The 23339-nt window shown below is 48.0% G+C and carries 20 protein-coding genes and 1 riboswitch; of the genes, 3 read left to right on the top strand and 17 right to left on the bottom strand.

Annotated features, from left to right (window positions below; all coding sequences use genetic code 11):
- Positions 1 to 3: 3 nt before the first annotated feature.
- From modA to moaA, 6 genes are all read right to left on the bottom strand, one after another.
- Positions 4 to 756, bottom strand: coding sequence for a molybdate ABC transporter substrate-binding protein (gene modA / locus DVO77_RS13400; RefSeq protein WP_119978711.1), 753 nt, complete (start codon positions 754 to 756; stop codon positions 4 to 6).
- Between the two features lie 91 nt (positions 757 to 847).
- A complete protein-coding gene (moaE, locus tag DVO77_RS13395) occupies positions 848 to 1315 on the bottom strand; it encodes a molybdopterin synthase catalytic subunit MoaE (protein ID WP_162924193.1) in 468 nt (155 codons plus the stop codon).
- A gap of 1 nt (position 1316) precedes the next feature.
- Entirely contained in the window at positions 1317 to 1568 is a 252-nt protein-coding gene (gene moaD, locus DVO77_RS13390; RefSeq protein ID WP_110458726.1) for a molybdopterin synthase sulfur carrier subunit, read from the bottom strand.
- Positions 1569 to 1596: 28 nt separating this feature from the next.
- Positions 1597 to 2073, bottom strand: coding sequence for a cyclic pyranopterin monophosphate synthase MoaC (moaC, locus tag DVO77_RS13385; protein ID WP_110458727.1), 477 nt, complete (start codon positions 2071 to 2073; stop codon positions 1597 to 1599).
- The gene (gene moaB / locus DVO77_RS13380; RefSeq protein ID WP_110458728.1) at positions 2066 to 2596 is read right to left on the bottom strand and encodes a molybdenum cofactor biosynthesis protein B; all 531 of its coding nucleotides are present in this window, start codon (positions 2594 to 2596) and stop codon (positions 2066 to 2068) included. Before moaB ends, moaC begins: the two co-directional genes overlap by 8 nt.
- A gap of 116 nt (positions 2597 to 2712) precedes the next feature.
- Positions 2713 to 3693, bottom strand: coding sequence for a GTP 3',8-cyclase MoaA (gene moaA, locus DVO77_RS13375; RefSeq protein WP_110458729.1), 981 nt, complete (start codon positions 3691 to 3693; stop codon positions 2713 to 2715).
- Positions 3681 to 3814: riboswitch (molybdenum cofactor riboswitch) on the bottom strand. (Overlaps the previous gene by 13 nt.)
- A 228-nt stretch (positions 3815 to 4042) precedes the next feature.
- On the opposite strand from moaA, the gene DVO77_RS13370 reads away from it, so the two are divergent.
- Together DVO77_RS13370 and DVO77_RS13365 are read left to right on the top strand one after the other, a co-directional pair.
- Positions 4043 to 5692, top strand: coding sequence for an electron transfer flavoprotein-ubiquinone oxidoreductase (locus DVO77_RS13370; RefSeq protein WP_119978682.1), 1650 nt, complete (start codon positions 4043 to 4045; stop codon positions 5690 to 5692).
- A 241-nt stretch (positions 5693 to 5933) separates the two neighbouring features.
- Positions 5934 to 7850, top strand: coding sequence for a methyl-accepting chemotaxis protein (locus DVO77_RS13365; protein WP_119978681.1), 1917 nt, complete (start codon positions 5934 to 5936; stop codon positions 7848 to 7850).
- 96 nt (positions 7851 to 7946) lie between these two features.
- Here DVO77_RS13365 and DVO77_RS13360 read toward each other — a convergent pair whose 3' ends face one another.
- The 6 genes from DVO77_RS13360 to DVO77_RS13335 form a co-directional block, all read right to left on the bottom strand.
- Positions 7947 to 8267 carry a DUF4870 domain-containing protein gene (locus DVO77_RS13360; protein ID WP_119978709.1) on the bottom strand — a complete coding sequence of 107 codons (321 nt, stop codon included), beginning with the start codon at positions 8265 to 8267 and terminating at the stop codon, positions 7947 to 7949.
- An 89-nt stretch (positions 8268 to 8356) separates the two neighbouring features.
- Positions 8357 to 9058, bottom strand: coding sequence for an MOSC domain-containing protein (locus tag DVO77_RS13355; protein WP_119978680.1), 702 nt, complete (start codon positions 9056 to 9058; stop codon positions 8357 to 8359).
- A 447-nt stretch (positions 9059 to 9505) separates the two neighbouring features.
- Positions 9506 to 10363 carry a PfkB family carbohydrate kinase gene (locus DVO77_RS13350; RefSeq protein ID WP_110458733.1) on the bottom strand — a complete coding sequence of 286 codons (858 nt, stop codon included), beginning with the start codon at positions 10361 to 10363 and terminating at the stop codon, positions 9506 to 9508.
- Between the two features lie 198 nt (positions 10364 to 10561).
- The gene (locus DVO77_RS13345; RefSeq protein WP_119978679.1) at positions 10562 to 11197 is read right to left on the bottom strand and encodes an HD domain-containing protein; all 636 of its coding nucleotides are present in this window, start codon (positions 11195 to 11197) and stop codon (positions 10562 to 10564) included.
- Between the two features lie 75 nt (positions 11198 to 11272).
- Positions 11273 to 12610 carry a coproporphyrinogen III oxidase family protein gene (locus DVO77_RS13340; protein WP_110458735.1) on the bottom strand — a complete coding sequence of 446 codons (1338 nt, stop codon included), beginning with the start codon at positions 12608 to 12610 and terminating at the stop codon, positions 11273 to 11275.
- 244 nt (positions 12611 to 12854) lie between these two features.
- Complete coding sequence (locus DVO77_RS13335) at positions 12855 to 13733, bottom strand: AraC family transcriptional regulator (protein ID WP_249038176.1); 879 nt, start codon at positions 13731 to 13733, stop codon at positions 12855 to 12857.
- 192 nt (positions 13734 to 13925) lie between these two features.
- On the opposite strand from DVO77_RS13335, the gene DVO77_RS13330 reads away from it, so the two are divergent.
- Positions 13926 to 15089, top strand: coding sequence for an iron-containing alcohol dehydrogenase (locus DVO77_RS13330; RefSeq protein WP_119978708.1), 1164 nt, complete (start codon positions 13926 to 13928; stop codon positions 15087 to 15089).
- Between the two features lie 111 nt (positions 15090 to 15200).
- On the opposite strand, the gene DVO77_RS13325 is transcribed toward DVO77_RS13330, so the two are convergent.
- From DVO77_RS13325 to DVO77_RS13305, 5 genes are all read right to left on the bottom strand, one after another.
- Positions 15201 to 16784, bottom strand: coding sequence for a methyl-accepting chemotaxis protein (locus DVO77_RS13325; RefSeq protein ID WP_119978707.1), 1584 nt, complete (start codon positions 16782 to 16784; stop codon positions 15201 to 15203).
- Between the two features lie 332 nt (positions 16785 to 17116).
- The gene (locus tag DVO77_RS13320; protein WP_119978677.1) at positions 17117 to 18499 is read right to left on the bottom strand and encodes a class II fumarate hydratase; all 1383 of its coding nucleotides are present in this window, start codon (positions 18497 to 18499) and stop codon (positions 17117 to 17119) included.
- A gap of 321 nt (positions 18500 to 18820) precedes the next feature.
- Positions 18821 to 19810, bottom strand: coding sequence for a formate dehydrogenase subunit gamma (locus DVO77_RS13315; protein ID WP_110458738.1), 990 nt, complete (start codon positions 19808 to 19810; stop codon positions 18821 to 18823).
- 72 nt (positions 19811 to 19882) lie between these two features.
- On the bottom strand, positions 19883 to 20452 hold the full coding sequence (gene fdh3B, locus DVO77_RS13310) for a formate dehydrogenase FDH3 subunit beta (protein WP_110458739.1): 570 nt from the start codon (positions 20450 to 20452) through the stop codon (positions 19883 to 19885).
- Positions 20453 to 20472: 20 nt separating this feature from the next.
- On the bottom strand, positions 20473 to 23328 hold the full coding sequence (locus tag DVO77_RS13305) for a molybdopterin-dependent oxidoreductase (RefSeq protein WP_119978676.1): 2856 nt from the start codon (positions 23326 to 23328) through the stop codon (positions 20473 to 20475).
- Positions 23329 to 23339: the final 11 nt, after the last annotated feature.

Here is a 23339-nt window from a genome sequence, read left to right as displayed (position 1 = left end):
CTATTACGCTCCCGGAGATGTGAGTTCAGGCAAACCAAAACCAAACTCGGTAAATACAGCACGCGACTTTGCCTGCTGCAGGTAATCATAAAAGAGTTTGGCGGTATCGCCCGCTTTCTCAGTCAATACCATGCGTTGATTGAGCGGCGTATGCCAATCACTGGGCAGCGCCACATAATGGCCAACCGCTTGAAATTGGGGCGCCATCGCCAAAGATAACGCCACAATGCCGCCATCGGTGGAGCCACTCAAGGCAAATTGAGCCGCTTGGGAGACATTTTCACCAAATATAAGGTGAGATTGGATGTGCTGCCACATGCCAAGATGCTCAAGGTATTCCCGGGCTCGCTCACCATAGGGCGCATGATCGGGATTGGCAATGGCAAACCGTTGCAGCTGACCTTGTTGCAGCATGGTTTTTAACCCCTCTAGCTGAGGATCTAATGCTAACGCAGAGGTTTTAGGTGCTGCTAAGGCTAAACGCCCAATGGCATATAGCTCGCCATCGCTAGTGGTGACGCCAAGCTTATGCAACTGATAAATATATTTATCATCGGCAGATAAAAACAGTTCAAATGGCGCACCATGGCGGATCTGCGCCACTAAATTACCCGAAGAACCATAAGAGATACGCACCCGCTGCCCCGTATCTTGGGTAAAATTAGCGGCAATTTTATCGAGTGCAAACTTAATGTTAGCCGCTGCCGCAATGGCGGGGGCATCACTTGCCCAGCTTGGCGATGCGCCGACACACATGATGAATATCGCCACTGCGCGAATAAAGCTCTTCACACCTCTCTCCCCAAGGCTAGCAAAACGCCAATTTAGAATACGCCCTAAATCTGGGCTATTTTTGTTGCCACATCTGCGCCGCTTGTTCATCGGCATCTTTGGCTTCGACCCAGTTTTTCCCCTGATCGCCCGCCTCTAGTTTCCAAAATGGCGCCTTGGTCTTTAAAAAGTCGATTAAGAACTCGCAGGCGGCAAACGCGGCTTTGCGGTGCGCACTGGTGACACCAATAAACACTATCTGCTCGCCAAGCGCCATGGTTCCCACACGGTGAATAATGGTCACCTTGTTGAGCGGCCAGCGCTCACGTGCCTGTGCCGTGATTTGTTGCAGTACGGCCTCTGTCATGCCGGGATAATGCTCTAAGGTGAGATCGGTAACGACACTGCCGTCATTGAAATCACGCACTTTACCCACAAACGTCACCACAGCGCCGTCGCTGTTATCATCGGCAATACGGGCATACTCCTGTGGCACGCTAAAATCGTCAGTCTGCACCAGTACCCGATCGAACATCGCTGTCATATTAGCCTCCCGTCACAGGAGGAAAGAAGGCCACTTCATCGCCATCTTCAACTGGGGTATCCCAGCTGCTAATGGTTTGATTGACGGCCACCAATAATTTATCTGACGCCATCACTTTAGCCCATTTGTCATCTTTAGCCGCCAGCTGCGCCCGTAATCCTTCGGCGGTACACGTTGCATCGGATGCCTCAACCTTTATCGAACCTTCACCCAATAGCTCACGAACTTGAGCAAAAAAAAGTACATTTATCATTTATCGATACCTTAAACGCTTGTAGCCGTTATACCTTGAAGTGACCCGATTTGCCGCCACGCTTCTCTAAGAGACGTGTCTGCGAAATCAGCATATCTTTTTGCACCGCTTTACACATATCGTAAATCGTTAACGCCGCCACCGAAGCCGCGGTAAGGGCTTCCATCTCAACGCCTGTCTTGCCCGATAATTTACAAAGGCTAGTAATACGCACACGATTAAATTCGGGCTGTGCCTCCAGCTCAACCTCGACCTTAGTCAGCATCAATGGGTGACACAGGGGAATTAAGTCAGAGGTTTTCTTTGCCGCTTGAATACCGGCAATGCGGGCTGTGGCAAATACGTCACCTTTATGGTGACTGCCACTCATGATCATCTCGAGGGTCGCGGGCGCCATCTCGATAAAGGCTTCGGCGCGGGCTTCGCGCTCGGTAACCGCCTTTTCAGTCACATCGACCATATGGGCGTTACCGTCGGCATTAATATGGGTGAATTGATTACTCATCTGTCGCTACCTTTTTGAGATGCATTACAAAGTTACAAGGCCTATGTGTGGCGTCAAGTTGCTGTTTAATAATCTGATTCCAGCCAGTGCGGCAGGCCCCAGTTGAGCCGGGTAAACAAAAAATTGCCGTCTTATTAGCAAAACCACCTAAGGCACGCGACTGCACCGTCGACGTACCCAGCTCGTTATAAGTGATGTGGCGAAATAACTCACCAAAACCATCAATATCACGGTCAAACAGTGGGCGTACCGCTTCGGGGGTATTGTCGCGTTCGGTAAAGCCAGTGCCTCCTGTGGTGATGATAACTTGTATATCATCGGCCGCTATCCATTGCGATAGCTGCGCCCGGATCTGGTATTTATCATCTTTACACAACTGACGATCCAACAAGCGATGACCGGCATCGACAACCGCGTCGGCTAAAAACTGGCCCGACGTATCGCGGCTCAAATCGCGAGTATCAGACAGGGTTAAGATCGCAATATTTAATGGTATGAATTTCGAAGTAGTACAATGGCCCATAACGCCCCTTCACTCAATAATGGATTCGATAACCAGCCTTACCCAAAGCATCTGACTGGCAGCCGAGTATACCTATGCCCTAACACCATGTTATTGCGTTAGGTCATAGAAGCCAATTAACCGCCAATGGATGCTAAATGTTGGGTAACGCCAGTGATGCCATCATGAAGAAAATGAGTTTGCTTTTTGGTCTGCAGTTGACCATGCAGCCGCTCAATAAGCTCGCTGCGCTGCTCACGTTGTTGTAGCAAGTCTCTAAGGTCGACGCCGTGTTCGGTAAATAGGCATAAGTGCAACTTACCTTTAGCCGATACCCGCAGACGATTACAGTTAGCACAGAAGTTTTTCTCATAAGGCATGATCAAACCAATACGGCCTTTAAAATCGTCATGGCTGAAGTTTTGTGCTGGCCCATCATCGACTGCCGAACGATCTAAATGCCAGCCGTCTTGTATTAGCTGGGTTTTGATGTCGGCACCGGCAAGGTGATGTGCCTGAAAATAGTCACGTCCTAACCCAGTTTCCATCAATTCGATAAACCGCAGGTCGATAGGCGTATTTTTAATCCAGTGCAAAAAGCGCGGTAAATCTTTGTCGTTCAGCCCTTTAAGCAGAACTGCATTAATTTTTACTCGCTCGAAGCCGGCCGATAATGCTGCATCGACGCCACGCATCACCTCATCGAACTTGTTTTCGCCGGTGATCTGATAAAACATGCGCGGGTCTAAGCTGTCGATAGAGACGTTGATGCGTCTTAATCCTGCATCAAACCACTCCTTAGCGTGCTTTTCTAAGCGATAACCATTGGTCGTCGTGGCAATAGTAGAGATATTGTCGTTATCGGCCACAATACGAATAATGTCGCTAAAGTCTTTACGCAGTGTGGGCTCGCCACCCGTAATACGAATTTTTTGCGTACCCACTTCGCCGAAAGCGCCGACTAGATTTTCAATCTCATTAAGATCTAAAAACTTAGGCTTACCATCGGGACGGTAGCCATCAGGAAGGCAGTAAGTGCATTTGAAATTACAAACGTCAGTGACTGACATCCGTAAATAGTGAAATCTTCGACCAAAATTGTCTTGTAGCTGAGACATGATCACCTTTCCAAGTAAGGGGAGGTGAGTCAATTTCTCTTCTCACCCCGGTGGCACTATTGCCACGGCTCACTATCCGTATCATAGACGTAGGACAGAAAGCTCGGAGAACCGTCGTTTACTAATTATAGGCCGAATTGCTTACCAGTTAACACCTTTCACGCCACATTTTTGCTTAGCCCCCAAGTCACCGTTAACATTCTGTGACAGCGCTCACGTAGAGAATCGCTATCAATTAGTCTATCTTGACCGCTTAAACTCTGTGCCATCTAACAAATTTAAGGTAAGGTGTGGCAAAGAATAAAACACCCGTTTCAATCGGGGGATAAGCAACAAAAGAGGTGAAGTGATGGAACGCGAATCGATGGAGTTTGATGTTGTGATTGTTGGGGCCGGGCCTGCAGGCCTTGCTACAGCGTGCCGACTGATGCAGATATCTCAAGACAGTGGCCAAGAACTATCTGTCTGCGTGGTAGAAAAAGGCTCGGAAGTCGGCGCACATATTTTATCTGGCGCCGTATTTGAACCTAAGGTGCTGGGTGAGTTATTTAGCGATTGGAAAACAACTGGCGCCCCCCTTCATACTGCCGTCACTCACGATGAACTCTTTATGTTGGGTTCTGAGTCCGCTTCACGTGCCATGCCCAACGCCTTAATCCCCAAGACGATGCACAATGAGGGTAACTACATCATCAGCGTCGGCAACCTTGCCCGCTGGTTGGCAGAACGTGCCGAAGCACTTGGTGTTGAGATTTTCCCCGGCTTCCCCGCCAGCGAACTGCTGTTTAATGACGACAACAGCGTCAAAGGCATCATCATTGGCGACATGGGCATTGGTGCCGATGGCCAACCTAAAGACAGCTATGAACCGGGTATGGAACTGCATGCCAAATACACCGTCTTTAGTGAAGGTTGCCGTGGTCATTTAGGTAAACAACTGATAGAAAAATACCACCTAGACAATGGCAAGACGCCACAGCACTATGGCCTCGGGTTTAAAGAGATCTGGAAAGTTCCTGCCGAGCAGCACCAGCAAGGTAAAGTGGTCCATACTGGCGGTTGGCCGCTCAATGATGGGGCATCGGGTGGCGGTTTCCTATATCACTTAGAAGATAATCAAGTGGCGGTGGGGTTAATTATCGACCTTAACTATCAAAATCCACATCTCAGTCCCTTTGATGAGTTTCAGCGTTATAAGACCCACCCAGTGATCAGCCAATATCTGCAAAATGGTGAACGTATCAGCTATGGCGCGCGCGCCATCACCAAGGGTGGGCTAAATTCACTGCCCAAAATGAGCTTTCCAGGCGGGCTGATCATCGGCTGTGATGCCGGCACGCTTAACTTTGCCAAGATAAAAGGCACCCACACAGCAATGAAGAGCGGCATGATTGCTGCCGAAACCATCTGTCATGCATTACATGCCGGGGTAGAAGGTGGGAAAGATCTCGACTGTTACCAAGAAAAATTTGAGCAAAGCTGGCTGCAAGAGGAGCTCTACACTTCACGTAATTTTGGCCCTGCAATGCATAAATTTGGCGCTTATCTCGGCGGCGCATTTAACTATATTGACCAAAACTGGTTTGGCGGCAAGTTTCCTATTACGCTGCGCGATGAGCACCCTGATCACGCTCAAATGGCCGAGGTGGGCACCTACAATAAAATTGATTACCCAAAGCCTGACGGTAAGCTCAGCTTCGATAAGCTCTCTTCGGTGTATTTATCAAACACTTATCATGAAGAAGATCAACTCTGTCACCTGCGTTTAACAGACGAAAGTATTCCGCTGCAGGTTAACCTAGTTAAATTTGATGAACCCGCCCAGCGTTACTGCCCAGCCGGGGTGTATGAAATCGTCGAAGAAGCGGGCGAAAAGAAATTTATGATCAATGCCCAAAACTGCATCCATTGTAAAACCTGCGACATTAAAGATCCTAGCCAAAACATCACCTGGGTTACGCCAGAAGGCGGCGGAGGCCCCAACTACCCTAATATGTAACCAGCTCAGTTTTAACTAGAAACACGCCCATATGGGCGTGTTTTTTTTGCTTGCGCTTGTGCTCATATACAACCATAATTGCTCACTATACCGACAAGCGTTACTTAAAGCGCATATTTGACACCATCCTACCCCACAGGCTATCTGAACTTGAACATGCTTAATGGCTCATGTTCTGTCTTAGATTGTCTCACCAAATTGGCTAACCGCTATTTAACAATTGTAGATGTGAGTGACTGCTATGAAGCTTAATATGCTAACCATTAAACAAAAAATCTTACTGACTGTCGCCTTGGCTGTGTTGTTATCGACCGCCCTCGTCGGTGTGCTCAGTCAACGCAGTGCCAAAGATGTGGTCGAGCAGCGCATGCTGACCTCTGAACTGCCTAATACCCTGTTTGCGATCCGCAATAAAATCGAAATGGATATCGCCATCTTAATGGAGGCCGCCGAACAACTCGCCAGTAGCAAAATGTTGAAACAGTGGCTGGTCGCCGGACGTCCTGCTGAAAGCGAAGCAATTGTCATCGAGCAGCTCAAGAGTATGCAGCAGCAGTACCACCTGGCTCAGACCTCTTATGCTGACCGCGAAACCGGAGCCTATTATACCCAAGACGGTTTTTTACGTGTCCTAAGCCCAGAACAAGATGGCTGGTTCTTCGACTATAGAGACAGTCGTCAAGAGCGCATGCTCAATGTGTTTACCGAGGCCAATGGCGAGGTAAAACTGTTTATCAACTACCAGCAACCCAACGACAGAGGTTTAGTGGGGCTGGGGAAATCCCTTGACGATATGGTGCGCCTACTCGGCTCATTCACCATAGAGCAGAGCGGATTTGTCTACCTTGTTGATGCTAAAGGTCAGGTACAGTTGCACCAAGATACCAGCCATATTGGCAGTGCTAATATCGCCTCGCTCTATCCGCAAAGTGATACTCAATCCTTATTGTCAAAAAGTGAATTTAAGCTGATCAGAACCGAATTTGACGGTGAGTCAGTACTCGTTGCCAGCAGTTATTTAGCCTCGATGGATTGGTATGTCATAGCTCAAGTGCCCGAAAGTGAAGTGTTTGCCTTATTAGAAGAGTCCGCCTACCAAATTTTAATCTGGACCGTACTGATCGCCGCCGCCTTCATTGGTTTGGCCGTAGTTGTCGCAGCCTCTGTCAGCCAACCTATCGCCAAAGTCGCTAACATGCTCCAAGATATTGGCCAAGGCGAAGGCGATTTACGCCAACGTCTGCCCGTCGATGGCAATGATGAACTGGCCCAACTAGCGCAAGGCTTTAATAGCTTTATCGAAAAAATTCAACGCTCTATTATCGAAGTTACCGACACCAGCGTACAGCTGAGCCACGCGGCGAAAGAGGTGGCCGAACAAGCCCAGCAAACTTTAGATGACAGCCTGCTGCAGAAAGATCAAACCATGATGGTGGTTGCCGCCATTAATGAAATGGGCGCTACAGTACATGAAATTGCTGGCAATGCGGCACAAGCGGCAGACAGCGCAAAAGAGGCCGATCGAGAGTCTAAATCGGGCCAAGATGTTGTCGGCCATGCACGCGATACCATCAACGCCCTGTCGCAAGATGTTGAACAAGTGGGCGATGTTATCGAATCACTTGCCACTCATACTACGTCTATCGGCAGCATTTTAGATGTGATCCGCGCCGTGTCTGACCAAACCAATTTATTGGCATTAAACGCGGCTATTGAAGCGGCGCGGGCCGGTGAAGCGGGCCGCGGCTTTGCCGTGGTTGCTGAAGAGGTACGTAATCTCGCCTCTCGCACCGCAGTATCGACCGATGAAGTACAAAAAATGATTGATAACTTGCAAGCCGAAGCAGCCCGAGCTGTCGCTGCGATGCAGCAAAGCAAAAGTCGCAGCGAGCAAGGGGTACAGGCCGTTGATAAGGCGCGCCATTCATTAGTCGAGATAAGCCAACAGATTGGTGCCATCAGCGACATGAATATCCAAGTGGCTGCAGCAACTGAAGAGCAATCGACCGTGGTAGAGGACATTAATCGCAATGTCACCGAGATCAGCGAGATCACCCAGCGTACAACCGAAACGTCCAATGCCGTGGCACAAGCCAGCCAATCGCTTAATCAGCTGGCCTTACGTTTAGACGCTTTAGTCGCGGGTTTTAAGGTGTAAAACCTTGGGTTAGAAAACGCACAAGCCCGCATTCAGCGGGCTTTTTTATACGATCTAGATGTAGGTCAACAACAAGTATAACTGCTGATAAAACACCTACGACTTAAAAAAGGAGATCGCCATCGGATAGCGATAGCAGATCCCTTCACTGGCCTTCATCGCCGCAATGATGGTAACCACAATATCGAAAATCGCCAGTATGCCAAACAAGAAAAAGCCGATACCGATAAACATCAATATCATGCAGATCAGCGCATAGACCACGATGCTGATCTTAAAATTTAAACAGTTACGGCCACATTGGTCGACAAACGCAATCTCGTCGCGCTTCATCAGCCACACAATCAGCGGGCCTAATATCGACCCCAACGGAATGAGATAACCTGAGAAGCTGGCAAGGTGCACCGCTACCGCCATATTTTTATCATCTCTAGACAATTCCTCATATTCTGTCACGACTCTCTCCTTGGTAATACATCATTTATTGTAGATATAAATCTTAATTATTAAGCACTTAAATCTGAATGCGTTGCATCTGGGCCAAACAGACGCATCTGCCAAGGCTCAATCTTTTGGCTCGCTAAACGACGCTGTAAATTGACCACCCATGCCTGTGCTAATCCCGGACAATGGGCAAGGCGCTCGTAAGCAGTCGCATCAAATTGATTAGCAAAATAGATCGCCATAGACTCACGTACACTGATATTGCTGCAACGTTCAATCAAGCGGATCCCATCGCTTAAATACAAGGTTCCTGGGGTTAAAATGCGGTAAAACCAACCGCACAAACCGCTGGTTTGCATCGCTAAGGCAAATTCAGGATGACCAAATTGATGATTGAGTTTAAAACAAGGTGAACGCCCCTGAGTCACCTGCACTCTTACCTCACCAATGGCAAAGATATCACCAATATTGACCTGTGTTTCGTCGAGGCCGACCGTACTGATATTTTCGCCCATTGCCGGTGCATCTTTGAAACCAGTCATCATATCCCAGCGCCGGTATTGGCTATAATGTTCGCGCGGAAAGTGATGTAGCACGCGATCTAATCCGCCATGATGCTTAAGATCGGCCTGACTATCCCCCTCGACCGCTAAGGTGCCCACCAGCAACTGCTGGCATGGCTGCTTTGCATCGATCATGCTGTTAACCGCTGCAACTAAGCCCGCCTTATCGCCAGCATACAAGCCTGATATTTTTTCAATCATGCGTTACCCCAAAAGAAGTGAAGCCCCAGCTCGGCTGGTCATGGTGCGATTCATATATGGATTTTATGTTATCAATAGCATTTTTAACTCGAGATAAGTTAACACAAAATGGCTTGATTGCTAGCAGCACCCATAGAGATTTTTATGTCATCAACTGATTGACATCGTAACAAGATCAAAATGTTACAACTTTTAAATCATGCTGTTGCCACAAAACAGTTCGTCAATAGGGATAAATAACAGACAAAAAAAATGCCCTAGGATAAGGGCAAGAGAACAGAAACACGCTACTCAATAGAAGTCATACTTTTTGATCAGCGCTACGCTATGACCATGAAGCCACTATAAGCGGCAATGATGACACTAAGATGACAGTGTTAAATAAATATCGGCGGATTGATTCAAAGTCAAACGAGACGGCCTACAAGCTAAAACCATGTGCCAACCTCAAAGTTTATCGCCCACCGATGCCTCTAAATATTGCTGTAGCTGCGGCCCTGGAATAGAACTGTGAGTCGACACCGCAAATGCCGCCCAGCGCGCGGCCTCCTCCATGGCAACTAACACTGGGTAACCCAGCACTAAGCCATGAATTAATCCAGCAGCATAAGCATCGCCAGCCCCAGTAGTATCAACCACCTCGGCAGGCTGCGCCGCCACCTGCTGCTCACTATCGGCTTGATATACCATTGCCCCCGACTCACCATCGGTCACCACAAAGGCTTGTAAGCTGGCACCCGCTATGGTCAAACCGTATTGCCAAGGCGACAATGCACTTCGCCCTTGCATGTCGGCCTTAGAGGCAATTAACACATGACAAGGCCGAGGGCGATTATCTTTAGCCAGCTGCGCTATCACCCAGCAGTGATTTAATGCAGTCTTAGCCCAACTCACCGCACCTTCGGCCGACGAATTAATATAAAGCGCATCCCAGTTAGACCACTTAGGTGGAGCCGCTAACTCGAACAACGGCCGCTGCGGACGAATAATGGTGCGCTCACCATCGGGAGTCATCACTAAGAGCATTTCAGGAGTATTACCATCATGACGCTGCATCAGCCGGCAGTCGATCCCTAAGGTGCTTACCTGCGCTAATAGCCAATCACCCACTTTATCACGGCCAACTTGGCTCACCAGCGCGACATTGTGACCCGCCCAGACTAGGCCAATACCGGTATTCGCACCGCCACCACCGAGACGTTCACCACCATCTTGATAGTGGAAGCGCCCCCCCATCTTTAGCGGCTTATTGAGCTTTAAGATACGGTCACAATTTAAGTTGGCAACCAGCAAGATATTGGCCATGGGGACTCCGGCAAAATGGACGATGGTGTGATAATACAATGATCACACCCCCTAAAATTAACGCTGCGAACACGCACTAGGCACAAGCTATGAACCATGCGCCTTGCGGCAACTTCTCTTTATACCAAGCGGGCTAAAATAGCTCAACTTTGTCATAATCTAGCTTGGTACTGGACAATGAGAAACTAAGAGAACGTGCTACAGCTGAGGCTCTATTTCGCCAGCAAGCTGCTGTAAAAAAGCCCGCATAACCTCGCTACGTTTGTGCGCTTCTAGGCGACCCCCTGCTGTACACATGGTGTCACTTAAACCCAATAGCTTTTGATAGCAATGATCTAGGGTAAATTGCGTATCATCTGGGAGACGCTGTTGGCAAAATGGATCATCGAGACTATATAAGGTGCGCTGTAAACTGTTGCCAACCTGAATACAGCGAACGATACCTATCGCACCAAGCGCATCTAGCCTGTCGGCATCTTGTACAATTTGCGCCTCTATAGTGTGAGGCGTCACTTTGGCACTAAAGCTGTGGGCGACAATAGCATGGTGAATCGCACTAAAATGCCTTGGCGGATAACTTATCTGAGCTAAAAACTCGATAGCTTTGTCGGCCGCCAAACGTGAGGCTTGGTCACGCTGTGGGTGATCTTTCGCCAGCGACACACAATCATGCAACCAAGCCGCAGGCACGACAACATCGGCGATGGCCGCTTCATCTCGGCACAATTGCTTAGCCGATTTAACCACCCGCAATACATGCTGTAGATCATGCGCCGCATCGCTAGCATGCTGTAATTGAATAAACTGTGAAAATTGCTGCTCAAACTCGCGCAACGCTGGCTCCTAAAGACAAAAAAGGCTGAACCTAGTTCAACCTTTTTTAGTTATCATTTCAAGAGGATTAACCCATTACATGTCGCAGGCCTTAAGCGGCTTACGCAACTGAGCACGGACGTTATCCATGCCAGAGTAGAACTCTTTCATCATTAACAAGCCCATCATCTTGCCGTTATCTGTGACGATCAAGTTATCAGGATCGGTTGGATCATTCTTAATCGCGCCAATGGCCTTCATCGAAGCCATCTCTTTAAACAGCGCCCAATCCAAATTGACCCCGAATGTCTCACGGAAATACTTACGCGATAAGCGCCCAGAGAACATGCCCAATAAGAAACGATACTGCATCACATCTTTCTTGCTGTAGTTCTTCTGCTGCTCAACGCCCATACGTCCGGCGGCGATATCCTCTTGATACTTACGTAACGAGAAGGTATTTACATAGAGGGTATCGTTTAGGAAACTGAACGAACCCGATCCCACCCCCAAATACTCATCATAATCGATAACGTATTCATCAAAACCTTCATCATTAGCCTTACCAAATGCCCATGCCGATAACTGGTTGTATTGGCCATTGAGGCTATTGAGGATTTGACGATATTGACGGGCCATGTCTCCCTGAGGAGCCGCTAGTTTACCTTTAACGCTCTTACGCGTTTGGTGGGTGATCATCAAAGGATAGGTGGTAATTTGACGCGGATCGAGGCGCGAGGCCATATCCAAGTCGTGTTGGATCACCTCATCGGTTTGACCACGAAAACCAAAGATCAAATCGACATTGATAATAGGGAACAACTCTTTGGCTGCCATGATCTTGTCAAAGGTCTCTTGGCCCGAGCCGAACTTATCTAAGCGATCTGTCATCGCTAAGATATCATCATTAAAGCTCTGCACCCCAATCGACATACGATCGACTAAGCCTTTTAACTGTTTAAAGCCAGGACTGTCTAAATGCTGTGGATCAGACTCGCACGACACCTCTTTAATACTAGGAAACAGCGTCTTAGCATGCTCAATCGTACGCGCTAACTCATCCTCTAATACCGTGGTCGTGCCACCACCGATATACATAGATTCAAAGTCATAACCCAATGCTTTTACCATATCCATCTCTTTGCGTAACGAGACAAAATAGGCGCGCGCCTTATCCTCTTTAAATAAAAATCGGTGAAAAGTGCAGTAAGAACACAAGGTATGGCAGAAAGGAATATGCGCATACAACATGTACTTTTTGCCCTCGATAGGCGCAGGCATCATAGACGCTGACTGGGTATCGAGTCGCAAATTTTTATCAACATAGTACTGCATCACTCGTTCCATAGAGCTGAGCATCCAGTTGGGCACAGTAATATTCGCTTGATACGGCTTACTCATATCACCTGACACCGCTTGAACAATTGAAGACATAAACATTCCTAACTGAAACAGACCTTGGATTGCAAAGCCAATGAATAAATAGAGACTTAAAAAGAGATACCCGTTTTTGCGGAACACAAAAGTATCAGTTTCGCTATATATAAAACGTGAACTGGCTATAAGTTACAACACCTAGCACGAGATTAACTGCATAATTGTTAAGCATGTCATACTTTAGCAACAAATGATCTATCACACGACAAGCCATGGTTAAAGCGGTGACGAAAATGAAGCCTTACAACACCGCCTTGCCACTCGCTCCTGGGCTTTGATTAAAATAACGCTTGAATTCGCGGCTAAACTGCGCCGGACTTTCATACCCTACCGCCTGCGCGACCTCTTTCACCTTAAGCTGTTGTAACTGCAATAATTCACGCGCCTTATTGAGGCGAATTTTTTTTAAATACTGGATAGGCGATGAGGCTGTCACCTCTTTAAAACAGCGATGAAACGCCGAAGGACTCATATTCACCAAGCTGGCTAACTGCTCTACCTCAACGCTATCACTATAATGACGATGCAAAAAACTCAGCGCCTTATCGATACGCGACAAACGGGTATGGCTCAGCGCCAAGGCATACAAAGGCGCGGCATTATCTAGCGCCAGCAACCGATAAAGTAGTTCTTGCACTATAGGACGCCCTAATACTTGCGCCTCTAAGGGAGACTGCATCGCCTGTAATAGCCGCTCGATACAGCAGGTCATATCATCGCTGTTAGCGGCAACAAAGTAGCCGGGTTGGCGAGTCTCATTGAGATCGCCTGGCACCTGATGATACTCGTCCATCAGACGAACCAGTTGGGTCAATTGTGGCAAATCAATATCTACAATTAACACTAATACCGGCTCAGCAACCGACGCAAAAGTTTCACACTCTAGCGGCATAGGCACAGTCATCACCAAGGAGTTGTGCGGATCATAATCGAAGACCTGATTGTCCAAATACACCCGCTTCTTACCTTGGCCTACAATTAAGATACCTTGGGAATAGCACATAGGGCCGCGCGAACCATAGGCGGAACTTCGAAACACCTTAATCCCAGCGATCGCGGTGTCGTTAAAGCCCTCCTGCGGTGCTAATGCCATCATCAAACTTGCAATATTTGTCATCATTCGCCTCTATTGTTATTGGCGATGATTTTATCATCAAGATAGGAAAAAGCATCAAATTGACCCAATTAAGATCAATACCCATTAAATTAGATAGGAATAGGCACAAATTGACTAGCAATGGGTATTTATGTTTACACCAAGAAGCCTAACATTACCCCTAGACGTTACAGCTTGATGAAAAGGTATTTAACCATGCTCAATTTTGATTATCGCAATCCGACCCACATTGTTTTTGGTAAAGACAGAATCGCCGAACTGGATAAATTAATCCCAGCTGACGCCCGTGTATTAGTCACTTATGGCGGCGGCAGCGTGAAACGTTTTGGCACCCTAGACAAGGTAATGGCGGCACTCGGGTCGCGCACCGTGTTTGAATTTGGTGGTATTGAAGCCAACCCCAAATTTGAAACGTTAGTCAAGGCGGCTGAATTGGCGCGTAAAGAATCGATCGATTTCCTGCTCGCTGTTGGTGGCGGTTCGGTAATGGATGGCACTAAATTTATTGCTCTGGCGACTAAGTTTGAAGGTGATAGCAGCAGCTTACTGTTCCACGGCTTTAGCCCTGTTCCTGTCGATGCTAAAGATGTGTTACCACTGGCAACCATCGCCACCTTGCCAGCCACAGGCTCAGAGATGAATGCTTTTGGCGTTGTCAGCTATCAAGGTGGTAAGTTTCCAGTTAACCATCCGAGCATCTACCCGACCTTCTCAATGCTGGACCCCACACTCACCTTTAGCTTGCCAAAAATTCAGGTCGCTAATGGCGTGGTTGACGCCTTTGTACACGTGATTGAACAATATGCCACCTACCCGGTAGATGCCCGCGTGCAAGATCGCATGGCCGAAGGCATTATGCGCACCCTGATTGAAATAGGCCCTATCACAGTTGCTGAGCCTGAGAACTATCAAGCACGTGCCAACCTGATGTGGAGCGCCACCTCTGCCCTTAACGGCATGATTGGAGTCGGGGTACCGTTTGACTGGACCACACACATGATTGGCCATGAATTAACGGCACTGTTTAATATCGATCACGCCCAAACATTGGCCGTGATCCTACCGTCAGTATGGCGTATCCGTAAAACCCAAAAGCACGCGAAACTGCTGCAATATGCCGAGCGCGTTTGGGATATCACTGAGGGTGATGACGATAGCCGTATCGAACAGGCCATAGCGAAAACCGAGGCGTTCTTCCAGCAGGTGGGATTAAAAACCCGCCTGCGCGATCATGATGTTAGCCAAGATCAAATCGAGTTAGTTATCGAGGCACTCAAAGCACATGGTATGACTGCACTGTCTGAATCAGGCGATCTTGATTTAGATATCAGTCGCGAAATTTTGCAGATGGCCTGGTAAGCGATTAAAACTACCCTGCACCATCAAAGCGTGGTAACGGGTTAGATAATAAAAACCGCCTTAATGGCGGTTTTTATTTGTCTATCAATCTAAGTGACGCCAGCTAACCGATTACAACTTAAAGTTGGCGACCACTGCACTTAACTGCTCTTTGGTCGCCGCCAGCGATGTGGCGCTGGCTAAAGTAGCATTGGCACTATGATTAAGCTCATCGACCATTTCACGAATGGTACTTAAATTACGGTTAATCTCTTCCGATACTGCACTTTGCTCCTCGGCCGCTGTGGCAATCTGATTACTAAGACCATTAATATCAAATACATGAGCCACAAGCCCATCGAGATTGTCGGTTACCAGTCCGGTATTATCGGCCGCATCTTGGCAGCTGCGCTTAGTTTGATCCATCGCCGCCACCGCCTGCTCCGCCCCACTACGCAGGCGCTCTAACATGGTATTGATCTCAGAAGTACTCGCTTGAGTACGCGCCGCAAGTGCCCGCACTTCATCAGCGACCACAGCAAAACCGCGCCCCTGTTCGCCAGCCCGCGCCGCCTCAATGGCGGCATTTAATGCCAGCAAATTTGTCTGCTCGGCAATTTCTCCAATCACATTAAGCACTGAGGCAATTTGACGAGTATTTTCATTCATTTCGCCAATAGTCGTTGCCGCCTTATCAACTTCACCAACCAAGGCCACAACTCTGCTGGTAGCTTGCTCTACAGCTTGTTTCGATTTATCCGCCTGAGCATTAGCTTGTTGAGTAAATTGCGCCGCCGAGGCCGCATCGCCTGCCACATTTTGTGCGGTGGCGCTCATCTCCGTCATTGCCGTGACGACCTGATCGGTTTCAATCGCATGAGTTTGTAGTGCCTGACTATTACTGGTCGACTGCTCGTTAAGTTGACCAATTTGCTGTGACATATGATCTGATGCTTGAGAAATATCGGTAATCATATGGCGCAAATTATCTATCACACAGTCCAGATCCCCAGCTAATGAACACAGTTCATTATTCCCTTTGATATTGGTTTTATGGGTTAAGTCACCTTGGGCTAACCGCTCGACCACAGATTTAATCTGATTAATAATGGCAACTAGCTTATTACTCATCACTAAGGCCGTGATTAACGATATGGCAATGGTCAGTAAAATGAGGCTAAGAATGGTGATTTCAGCCTGTTTAATTTCATCATCGGCCAGCTTACCTAAGTCATGATTACGCGCGGTAATAGCCGATACCAAACTGCGAATAATATCACTAATTTCAGGGCCTAACGCACGACGCTCACGGGTAAAAACCGGCTCAGTGCCAGTACGCTCAGCCAGTGCTAGCTCTTCATTATATAAGCGAATATAGCGCTCAACCGCTGACAGAAGTTGCTCCTTCTGCTTGTTCGCTTGGCCTAAAAAAGCCATATCATATTTGCTTAACTCGGCAATTAACTGGCGCGTCTTATTTTGGCTATTAATAACCTCTGCGGCATTCTGAGTCGCGGTGGCAAGACGCAATAGAAAAAAGGCTTCACGCACATTGGTGAAACCTTCTGCAAGTTGAGTATTATTCACTAAACGCCGATTTCCATCTTCTAGATCAAGAAAGGTGCTGTAAGAAAATAGCCCAATAACAATAAGTAATAGGCTGGTTATTGCAGTGGGTAGTGCGGTAAGAATACTGGTTTTGATGTGCTGGATCATAATAAACATAAACCTCTAACGTAATAGGTGGGCAATCAAGGCGATAACCAACAAGAAAACCATCACTTAGCAAACTAAGCCAAGGGGAAATGCCCTCTCATTGCTGCACATTTCACTACCCATGAAGTAAGCATAGCCGCTGTTTCACTATCGATAACAAAGCCTTATCCATTAGATTTAGTTATGAGTTGATACATTGTACTGCACTACCCTTACCGTATTAAATATCGACAATATTCCAGCAAACATAAGGCCTGCAGACATCTGACCAGCACATCTCATTGTATAAACGCTTCAAAAACAAGATTTAACTCCAGAAATAAGACCTATTTTTATTCACCTAAACCACCATTAGTCAGCCGCTTAGGGTTAAGTAAGCGTCTAAGTTCATCACGGCTTAGGTCGGTCTGCTCTACGGCCACCTCAAGGATTTCGCGTTGCTGCTCATAGGCTTGTTTAGCTATCTCGGCCGCTTTAAGGTAGCCAATCACAGGTGTTAACGCTGTTACCAGAATGGGGTTACGCCCTAGTGACCCCGCTATATTGGCCTGATTCACGCTAAAGCTGACAATCGCCTTATCGGCCAGCAAATGGCTCGTGTTGCTAAGCAACTCTATGCTATGTAAAAGGTTAACCGCTATTAGTGGTTGCATCACATTGAGTTCAAAATTACCCGACTGGCCACCAATGGTGATGGCCGCATCATTACCAATCACCTGTGCGGCCACCATACAAGCCGCCTCGGGGATCACCGGATTGACTTTTCCCGGCATGATGGACGACCCAGGCTGCAAGGCTAATAAAGCAATCTCACCAAGACCGGCCAGGGGCCCAGAGTTCATCCAACGCAGATCGTTAGCTATCTTCATCATTGCCACCGCGCACGTCTTCAGTTGCCCCGATAGCGCCACCGCAGTGTCGTGGCTGCCCATGCGACTAAAGAGATTATCGGCTGGGCGAAATCCAACGCCGGTGATCCCACCGAGTTTATCGCAGAAGCTACTCGCAAAATCGCGGTGGGTATTGACCCCAGTGCCGACCGCAGTGCCGCCTTGGGCAAGCGCCAATAATGACGGCTGCAGCGCGATGAGCATCTGCTGGCATTGCTCAATTTGACTGGCCCAGCCATCAAGCACTTGACTAAAACGCACCGGCATAGCGTCCATCAAATGAGTACGGCCAGTTTTAACTTGCTCGGTTAAGGTCAGTGCTTTTTGGCTGATAATCTGTTGCAGATGGCTCAGCGCGGGCAATAGTTGCTGCTCAAGCGCCAGCATGGCACTGATATGAATACTGCTAGGGATAATATCGTTACTGCTTTGGCCTAAATTGATCTCGTCGTTGGCACTCACCTCACGACCTAGGCGCTGACTGGCCAAACTAGCAATAACCTCGTTAGCGTTCATATTGCTACTGGTGCCCGACCCGGTTTGAAACCTATCAACGGGAAAATGTTGCATCAATTGGGGATCGTCCAGCAGCTGTTGTACCGCACTGACAATGGCAGTTACCGTCACGCTATCGAGTAATGCTAGCTGGCCATTGGCCTCTGCTGCCGCGCGCTTGGCCAGTAATAAGGCGCGTATAAAGGCCTCGGGCATAGGGTCGCCACTGATGGGGAAGTTAACCAAGGCTCGCGCCGTTTGCGCGCCATATAAAGCATCAAATGGCACCTTAACCTCCCCCATACTGTCTCGCACCGTTTTATATTTCATCGTATCTCTCTTCTCAACTCACGCTATGTTGAGCTTAGATCAAAACCGATGACTTCACTGTCCGCTAGCCAATCAATTAATTGAGAGAGTTTTTCAGTTAATAATATCTGAGGTATTCACTCTGGCGGCGCCGAGGCTATTTAAGCTCAGCCTTGCTCTTGTTTGGTGCAGACCGTCGAGTACCTTTATATCCGTCACGCCATGTGGGGTAGGCACAGTTCAAACAGGCATAAAAAAACACCTCGTTAGTAACCCAACGAGGTGTTTTATCAAATCGATTATAGCGGCTAATGCCTCAGCACTATCACCTAAGACTACAGCCTATTTTTTATACTTAAGCGTACCGTCGGCTTTGATCTCATCGAACCAAAGGTTGTGGTGCTGAGTCGCCCAGTTTTCATCACAGTAACCCGACACCATACACTCCATACCACCTTCAGACATCACGGTCGCCATAAAGATATGTACGATAGAGAACGCGGTGATAATGATGGCGCTAACTGAGTGCAATATCAAAGCTATCAGGCTTAGGGTACGGCTAGGCTCGAACAAGTTCGGGAATAGCAACAACATACCTGATGCCGAGATCACGAGACCAAATATTGCAAATGCCCAGAACCATAACTTCTCACCGGCGTTAGCAAAGCCCGCATCTGGGTGCTTGCCTTTGAATGGACCGAAGTTGATGTAGCCACCCACGACCAACATCCACTTTAAGTCGTACATTTTAGGTAGCTGATTCTTGGCCCATAATACGGTCATCAAGGCCCAACCTATCATGAACGGAATCGCCATGACGTCATGCACTTGCTTAGCGCCGTAGATCAATGCCGCCCAGAAGCCTTCCCCCAAATAAGGTTGGAAGAAGAAACGTCCAGCCAACAGGGTTAATCCGGTGAGGATTAACAGCAAGCAAGGAATGGCGCCCAGCCAGTGAATCGATACATCGAACTTAGACCAGCGGTACACTAACTTACCAGAGAAGCCGCCATGTAACTTGGAGATACCATTCACCTTAATAAACAGTACAAAGATGATGATCATGCCAAACAGCGCTGCCATTAGTGCTGGTGCTAACCAGTCACTACGTAGCTCGAGGACGCGCAAATCATAGGTATTGATAGGTTGATTATGGAATTGACCATGTGAAGTGGTTTCACCGGTAGCGCCCGCTTGTAACTGCGCCCAGATCTGCCCTTCTGTTGCCTGAGGGTTAGCCACCGCAGCGTCTTGGGCAAACGACAATGCACTAAACATTGTCCCCACGACAAGGGCTAACACTAGGCTAATTTGTTTGAACCAGTTGTTCATATTACATCCTTATCGTCCGCACCGGCTCGACAGCACGGTGCGGAATAATAGTGGCATAATGCAAGCAGAGGGTTAACCCCAAATTGCATTTTTGGAACCACGATATGCAACACGCTCGCGGAAGATGTTTGAGATAACCTCAGCATCACCAGCAAGTAACGACTTAGTCGCACACAACTCTGCACACATAGGCAATTTGCCTTCGGCAATACGGTTTGCACCGTACTTCTGACGTTCTGCATCAGAATGGTTCTCTTCAGGACCACCGGCACAGAAAGTACATTTGTCCATTTTACCGCGGCTACCAAATGCCCCCTGTTTAGGGAACTGAGGTGCGCCAAATGGGCAAGCGTATAGGCAGTAACCACAACCGATACAGGTATCTTTGTTGTGTAGCGTTAGGCCATCTTCAGTCTTGTAGAAACAGTTTGTAGGACAAACTGCTTGGCAAGGCGCATCGGTACAATGCATACATGCCACAGAGATAGACGCTTCGCCTCGAACACCATCATTGATGGTGACGACGCGGCGACGCTGGATACCCCACTCGAGAGCAGAGTCGTTTTCGTTTTTACATGCAGTGACACAGCCGTTACATTCAATGCAGCGCTTGGTATCACATAAAAATTTCATTGTAGCCATATTGGCAATTCTCCCGGTACTTAGGCTTTAGTGATCTGACAAAGCGAAGCTTTCGTCTCTTGCATCTGCGTCACAGGGTCATAACCGTAAGTTAATGCCGTGTTCGCTGACTCACCAATCACATAAGGCACTGTACCTTCTGGATAGTTGTTCTCGAGGCTTTCGCCATGCATCACACCCGCAAAGTGGTAAGGCATCCAAGTCACACCAGGTTTAACCCGTGGGGTTACCATGGCCTGAATCTTAATGCGGCCGCCTTCAGCCCCCTCTAGCCATACTGTGTCACCGTTACGAATACCGCGATCGGCAGCATCGCTTGGGTTAATTTCAACAAACATCTCTTGTTGAAGCTCTGCGAGCCATGGGTTAGAGCGTGACTCTTCACCACCACCTTCGTACTCAACTAGACGACCCGAGGTCAACCCTAGTGGGTACTTGGCTGAACTGTCTTTCTCTTGGATTGACTTGTACAGCGTAGGTAGACGGTGCACTTGCATATCGTCATAAGTTGGGTACTTAGACACAAGATCACGACGTGGCGTATACAGTGGCTCACGATGAACCGGTACTTGATCAGGGAAGGTCCATACAATACAACGCGCTTTAGCATTACCAAACGGAATACAACCGTGTTTCATTGCCACACGCTGGATACCGCCAGAAAGGTCGGTCTTCCAATTTTTACCCTCGGCAGAGGTTTTCTCTTCTGCAGTAAGGTCGTCCCACCAGCCAAGTTGCTTGAGCATATCTGCGCTGAACTCTGGATAACCGTCTTGGATCTCAGCACCTTTAGAGAAGCTGCCTTCGGCCAATAGGTTCTTACCTTGGTATTCAACACCGTAGCGCGCACGGAAGTTACCGCCGCCCTCAAGCACATGTTTGTGTGTGTTATATAGGATTTGAGTACCAGGGTGTTTCTGCTCTGGCGTCCCCCAACATGGCCAAGGTAGACCATAAGTTTCACCTTTCGCTGGACCACCTTCTGCTTCAAGCGTCTTGTTGCTGAAGCTTCCCCAGTTTTGAGTATGTAACTTCAAACGCTCTGGGCTTTGGCCAGACATACCAATGGTCCACATACCGCGGTTAATTTCACGTGTAACGTCTTCAATCACTAGCATGTCGTTAGCATCTTTAGCGATGCGCTTGGTGTACTCTTTGTCGAAACCAAGCTTTTGCGATAGACGATACATAATCTCAAGGTCGGTCTTAGACTCGAATAATGGCTCGATGACCTTTTCACGCCACTGCTGGCTACGACCCGAGTTAGACACTGAACCTTCAGTTTCAAACTGAGTGGCAGCAGGTAACAGATAAACACCATTCTTACGACGGTGCATAACACCCGCCATCGTTGGGAATGGATCGACGACAACCACAGTATCCATCTTATCGAGTGCATCACGTACTTCGCTTTGACGAGTCTCGGTGTTAACCGATTGTCCCCAGAAGAACGCCATACGAACACGATCTTTCTGCGCCAGCTTCTCAGGCGTTTCTAATACGCCATCGTGCCAACGAGAACAAGGAATACCTGGTGTATTCATTGGGATACGACCAAGATATTCATTTTGGTCGAAACGACCTTTAACCCACTCGTAATCCAGTTCCCATACATTTGACCAATGCTTCCAAGAACCAGTCTTAAGACCGTAGTAACCCGGTAGCGTATCGAATAACAGACCTAAGTCAGTCGCACCCTGTACGTTATCGTGACCACGGAAAATGTTAGTACCACCACCAGACACACCCATGTTGCCTAAGGCCAGCTGCAGGATACAGTAAGCACGGGTATTGGCGTTACCGACGTGGTGTTGAGTTCCACCCATACACCAGATGACAGTGCCAGGACGGTTTTCGGCCATTAATTTAGCCGCTTGGTAAACCTCTTCTTCACTGACACCCGTGATGTGAGTCACTTCTTTCGGTGGGAATTTCTTTATCTCTTCACGGATGGTATCCATTTCGAATACACGCTGCTCGATAAAGGTTTTATCTTCCCAACCGTTTTCGAAGATATGCCAAAGCATACCGTAGATAAATGGGATATCGGTACCGGGGCGAAGCGCACAATGTAAGTCAGAATGCGCTGCCGTACGAGAGAAGCGTGGGTCGACAACGATAATTTTAGCGTTGTTTTTCTCTTTAGCGATAAGGATATGCTGCATAGCCACTGGATGTGCTTCAGCGGGGTTAGCACCAATAAAAAAGATCGCGTTAGCGTTCTGAATATCGTTAAACGAGTTAGTTTGCGCACCGTAGCCCCAAGTGTTAGCAACACCCGCTACCGTGGTAGAGTGACAAATACGCGCCGAATGGTCGACATTGTTGGTGCCCCACATCGCCGCGAATTTACGGTACATGTAGCAGCCTTCGTTAGAAAATTTAGCACTACCCATAAAGTAAAGTGAGTCAGGACCCGACTCTTTACGGATATCCAACATCTTATCACCAAGCTCATTAAAGGCCTGATCCCAAGATAATTTTTTCCACTTACCATCAACCAACTTCATTGGGTACTTAAGACGCTTCTCACCGTGACCATGTTCACGCAATGCAGCACCTTTAGCACAGTGCCCCCCGGCGTTAAATGGATGGTCGAATGCTGGCTCTTGCCCTGTCCAAACGCCATTTTGTACTTCAGCATAAAGACCACAACCTACCGCACAGGCACTACATACTGTACGCTTGATTTCGATCGGTGCATCATGCGGAATATCTTTGGCTTCGGCGCGACGCATCATGCCGGTACCAAGAAGAGATGCTGCTGCGATACCGCCGGTAGTGATACCTGCGTGCTTCATAAATTGACGACGACTGATCCCTAGAGTTGGCTTAGCAACGGTAGGCGCCTCATTTGATTTGCGAGTTAACTTCATCGCTTAAATTC

Origin of the sequence: Shewanella algidipiscicola (genome assembly GCF_003605125.1) — a bacterium.
Taxonomy (GTDB): Bacteria; Pseudomonadota; Gammaproteobacteria; order Enterobacterales; family Shewanellaceae; genus Shewanella; species Shewanella algidipiscicola.
Note: the sequence above shows the minus strand (reverse complement) of the source record. Positions and strands in the feature narration are given on the sequence as shown.

Bases quoted from the DNA above. Each gene is read 5' to 3' on its own strand.
- modA (WP_119978711.1), bottom strand. From the start codon at position 756: ATGTGTGTCGGCGCATCGCCAAGCTGGGCAAGTGATGCCCCCGCCATT.
- moaE (WP_162924193.1), bottom strand. From the start codon at position 1,315: ATGACAGCGATGTTCGATCGGGTACTGGTGCAGACTGACGATTTTAGC.
- moaD (WP_110458726.1), bottom strand. From the start codon at position 1,568: ATGATAAATGTACTTTTTTTTGCTCAAGTTCGTGAGCTATTGGGTGAA.
- moaC (WP_110458727.1), bottom strand. From the start codon at position 2,073: ATGAGTAATCAATTCACCCATATTAATGCCGACGGTAACGCCCATATG.
- moaB (WP_110458728.1), bottom strand. From the start codon at position 2,596: ATGGGCCATTGTACTACTTCGAAATTCATACCATTAAATATTGCGATC.
- moaA (WP_110458729.1), bottom strand. From the start codon at position 3,693: ATGTCTCAGCTACAAGACAATTTTGGTCGAAGATTTCACTATTTACGG.
- DVO77_RS13370 (WP_119978682.1), top strand. From the start codon at position 4,043: ATGGAACGCGAATCGATGGAGTTTGATGTTGTGATTGTTGGGGCCGGG.
- DVO77_RS13365 (WP_119978681.1), top strand. From the start codon at position 5,934: ATGAAGCTTAATATGCTAACCATTAAACAAAAAATCTTACTGACTGTC.
- DVO77_RS13360 (WP_119978709.1), bottom strand. From the start codon at position 8,267: ATGGCGGTAGCGGTGCACCTTGCCAGCTTCTCAGGTTATCTCATTCCG.
- DVO77_RS13355 (WP_119978680.1), bottom strand. From the start codon at position 9,058: ATGATTGAAAAAATATCAGGCTTGTATGCTGGCGATAAGGCGGGCTTA.
- DVO77_RS13350 (WP_110458733.1), bottom strand. From the start codon at position 10,363: ATGGCCAATATCTTGCTGGTTGCCAACTTAAATTGTGACCGTATCTTA.
- DVO77_RS13340 (WP_110458735.1), bottom strand. From the start codon at position 12,610: ATGTCTTCAATTGTTCAAGCGGTGTCAGGTGATATGAGTAAGCCGTAT.
- DVO77_RS13335 (WP_249038176.1), bottom strand. From the start codon at position 13,733: ATGATGACAAATATTGCAAGTTTGATGATGGCATTAGCACCGCAGGAG.
- DVO77_RS13330 (WP_119978708.1), top strand. From the start codon at position 13,926: ATGCTCAATTTTGATTATCGCAATCCGACCCACATTGTTTTTGGTAAA.
- DVO77_RS13325 (WP_119978707.1), bottom strand. From the start codon at position 16,784: ATGATCCAGCACATCAAAACCAGTATTCTTACCGCACTACCCACTGCA.
- DVO77_RS13320 (WP_119978677.1), bottom strand. From the start codon at position 18,499: ATGAAATATAAAACGGTGCGAGACAGTATGGGGGAGGTTAAGGTGCCA.
- DVO77_RS13315 (WP_110458738.1), bottom strand. From the start codon at position 19,810: ATGAACAACTGGTTCAAACAAATTAGCCTAGTGTTAGCCCTTGTCGTG.
- fdh3B (WP_110458739.1), bottom strand. From the start codon at position 20,452: ATGGCTACAATGAAATTTTTATGTGATACCAAGCGCTGCATTGAATGT.
- DVO77_RS13305 (WP_119978676.1), bottom strand. From the start codon at position 23,328: ATGAAGTTAACTCGCAAATCAAATGAGGCGCCTACCGTTGCTAAGCCA.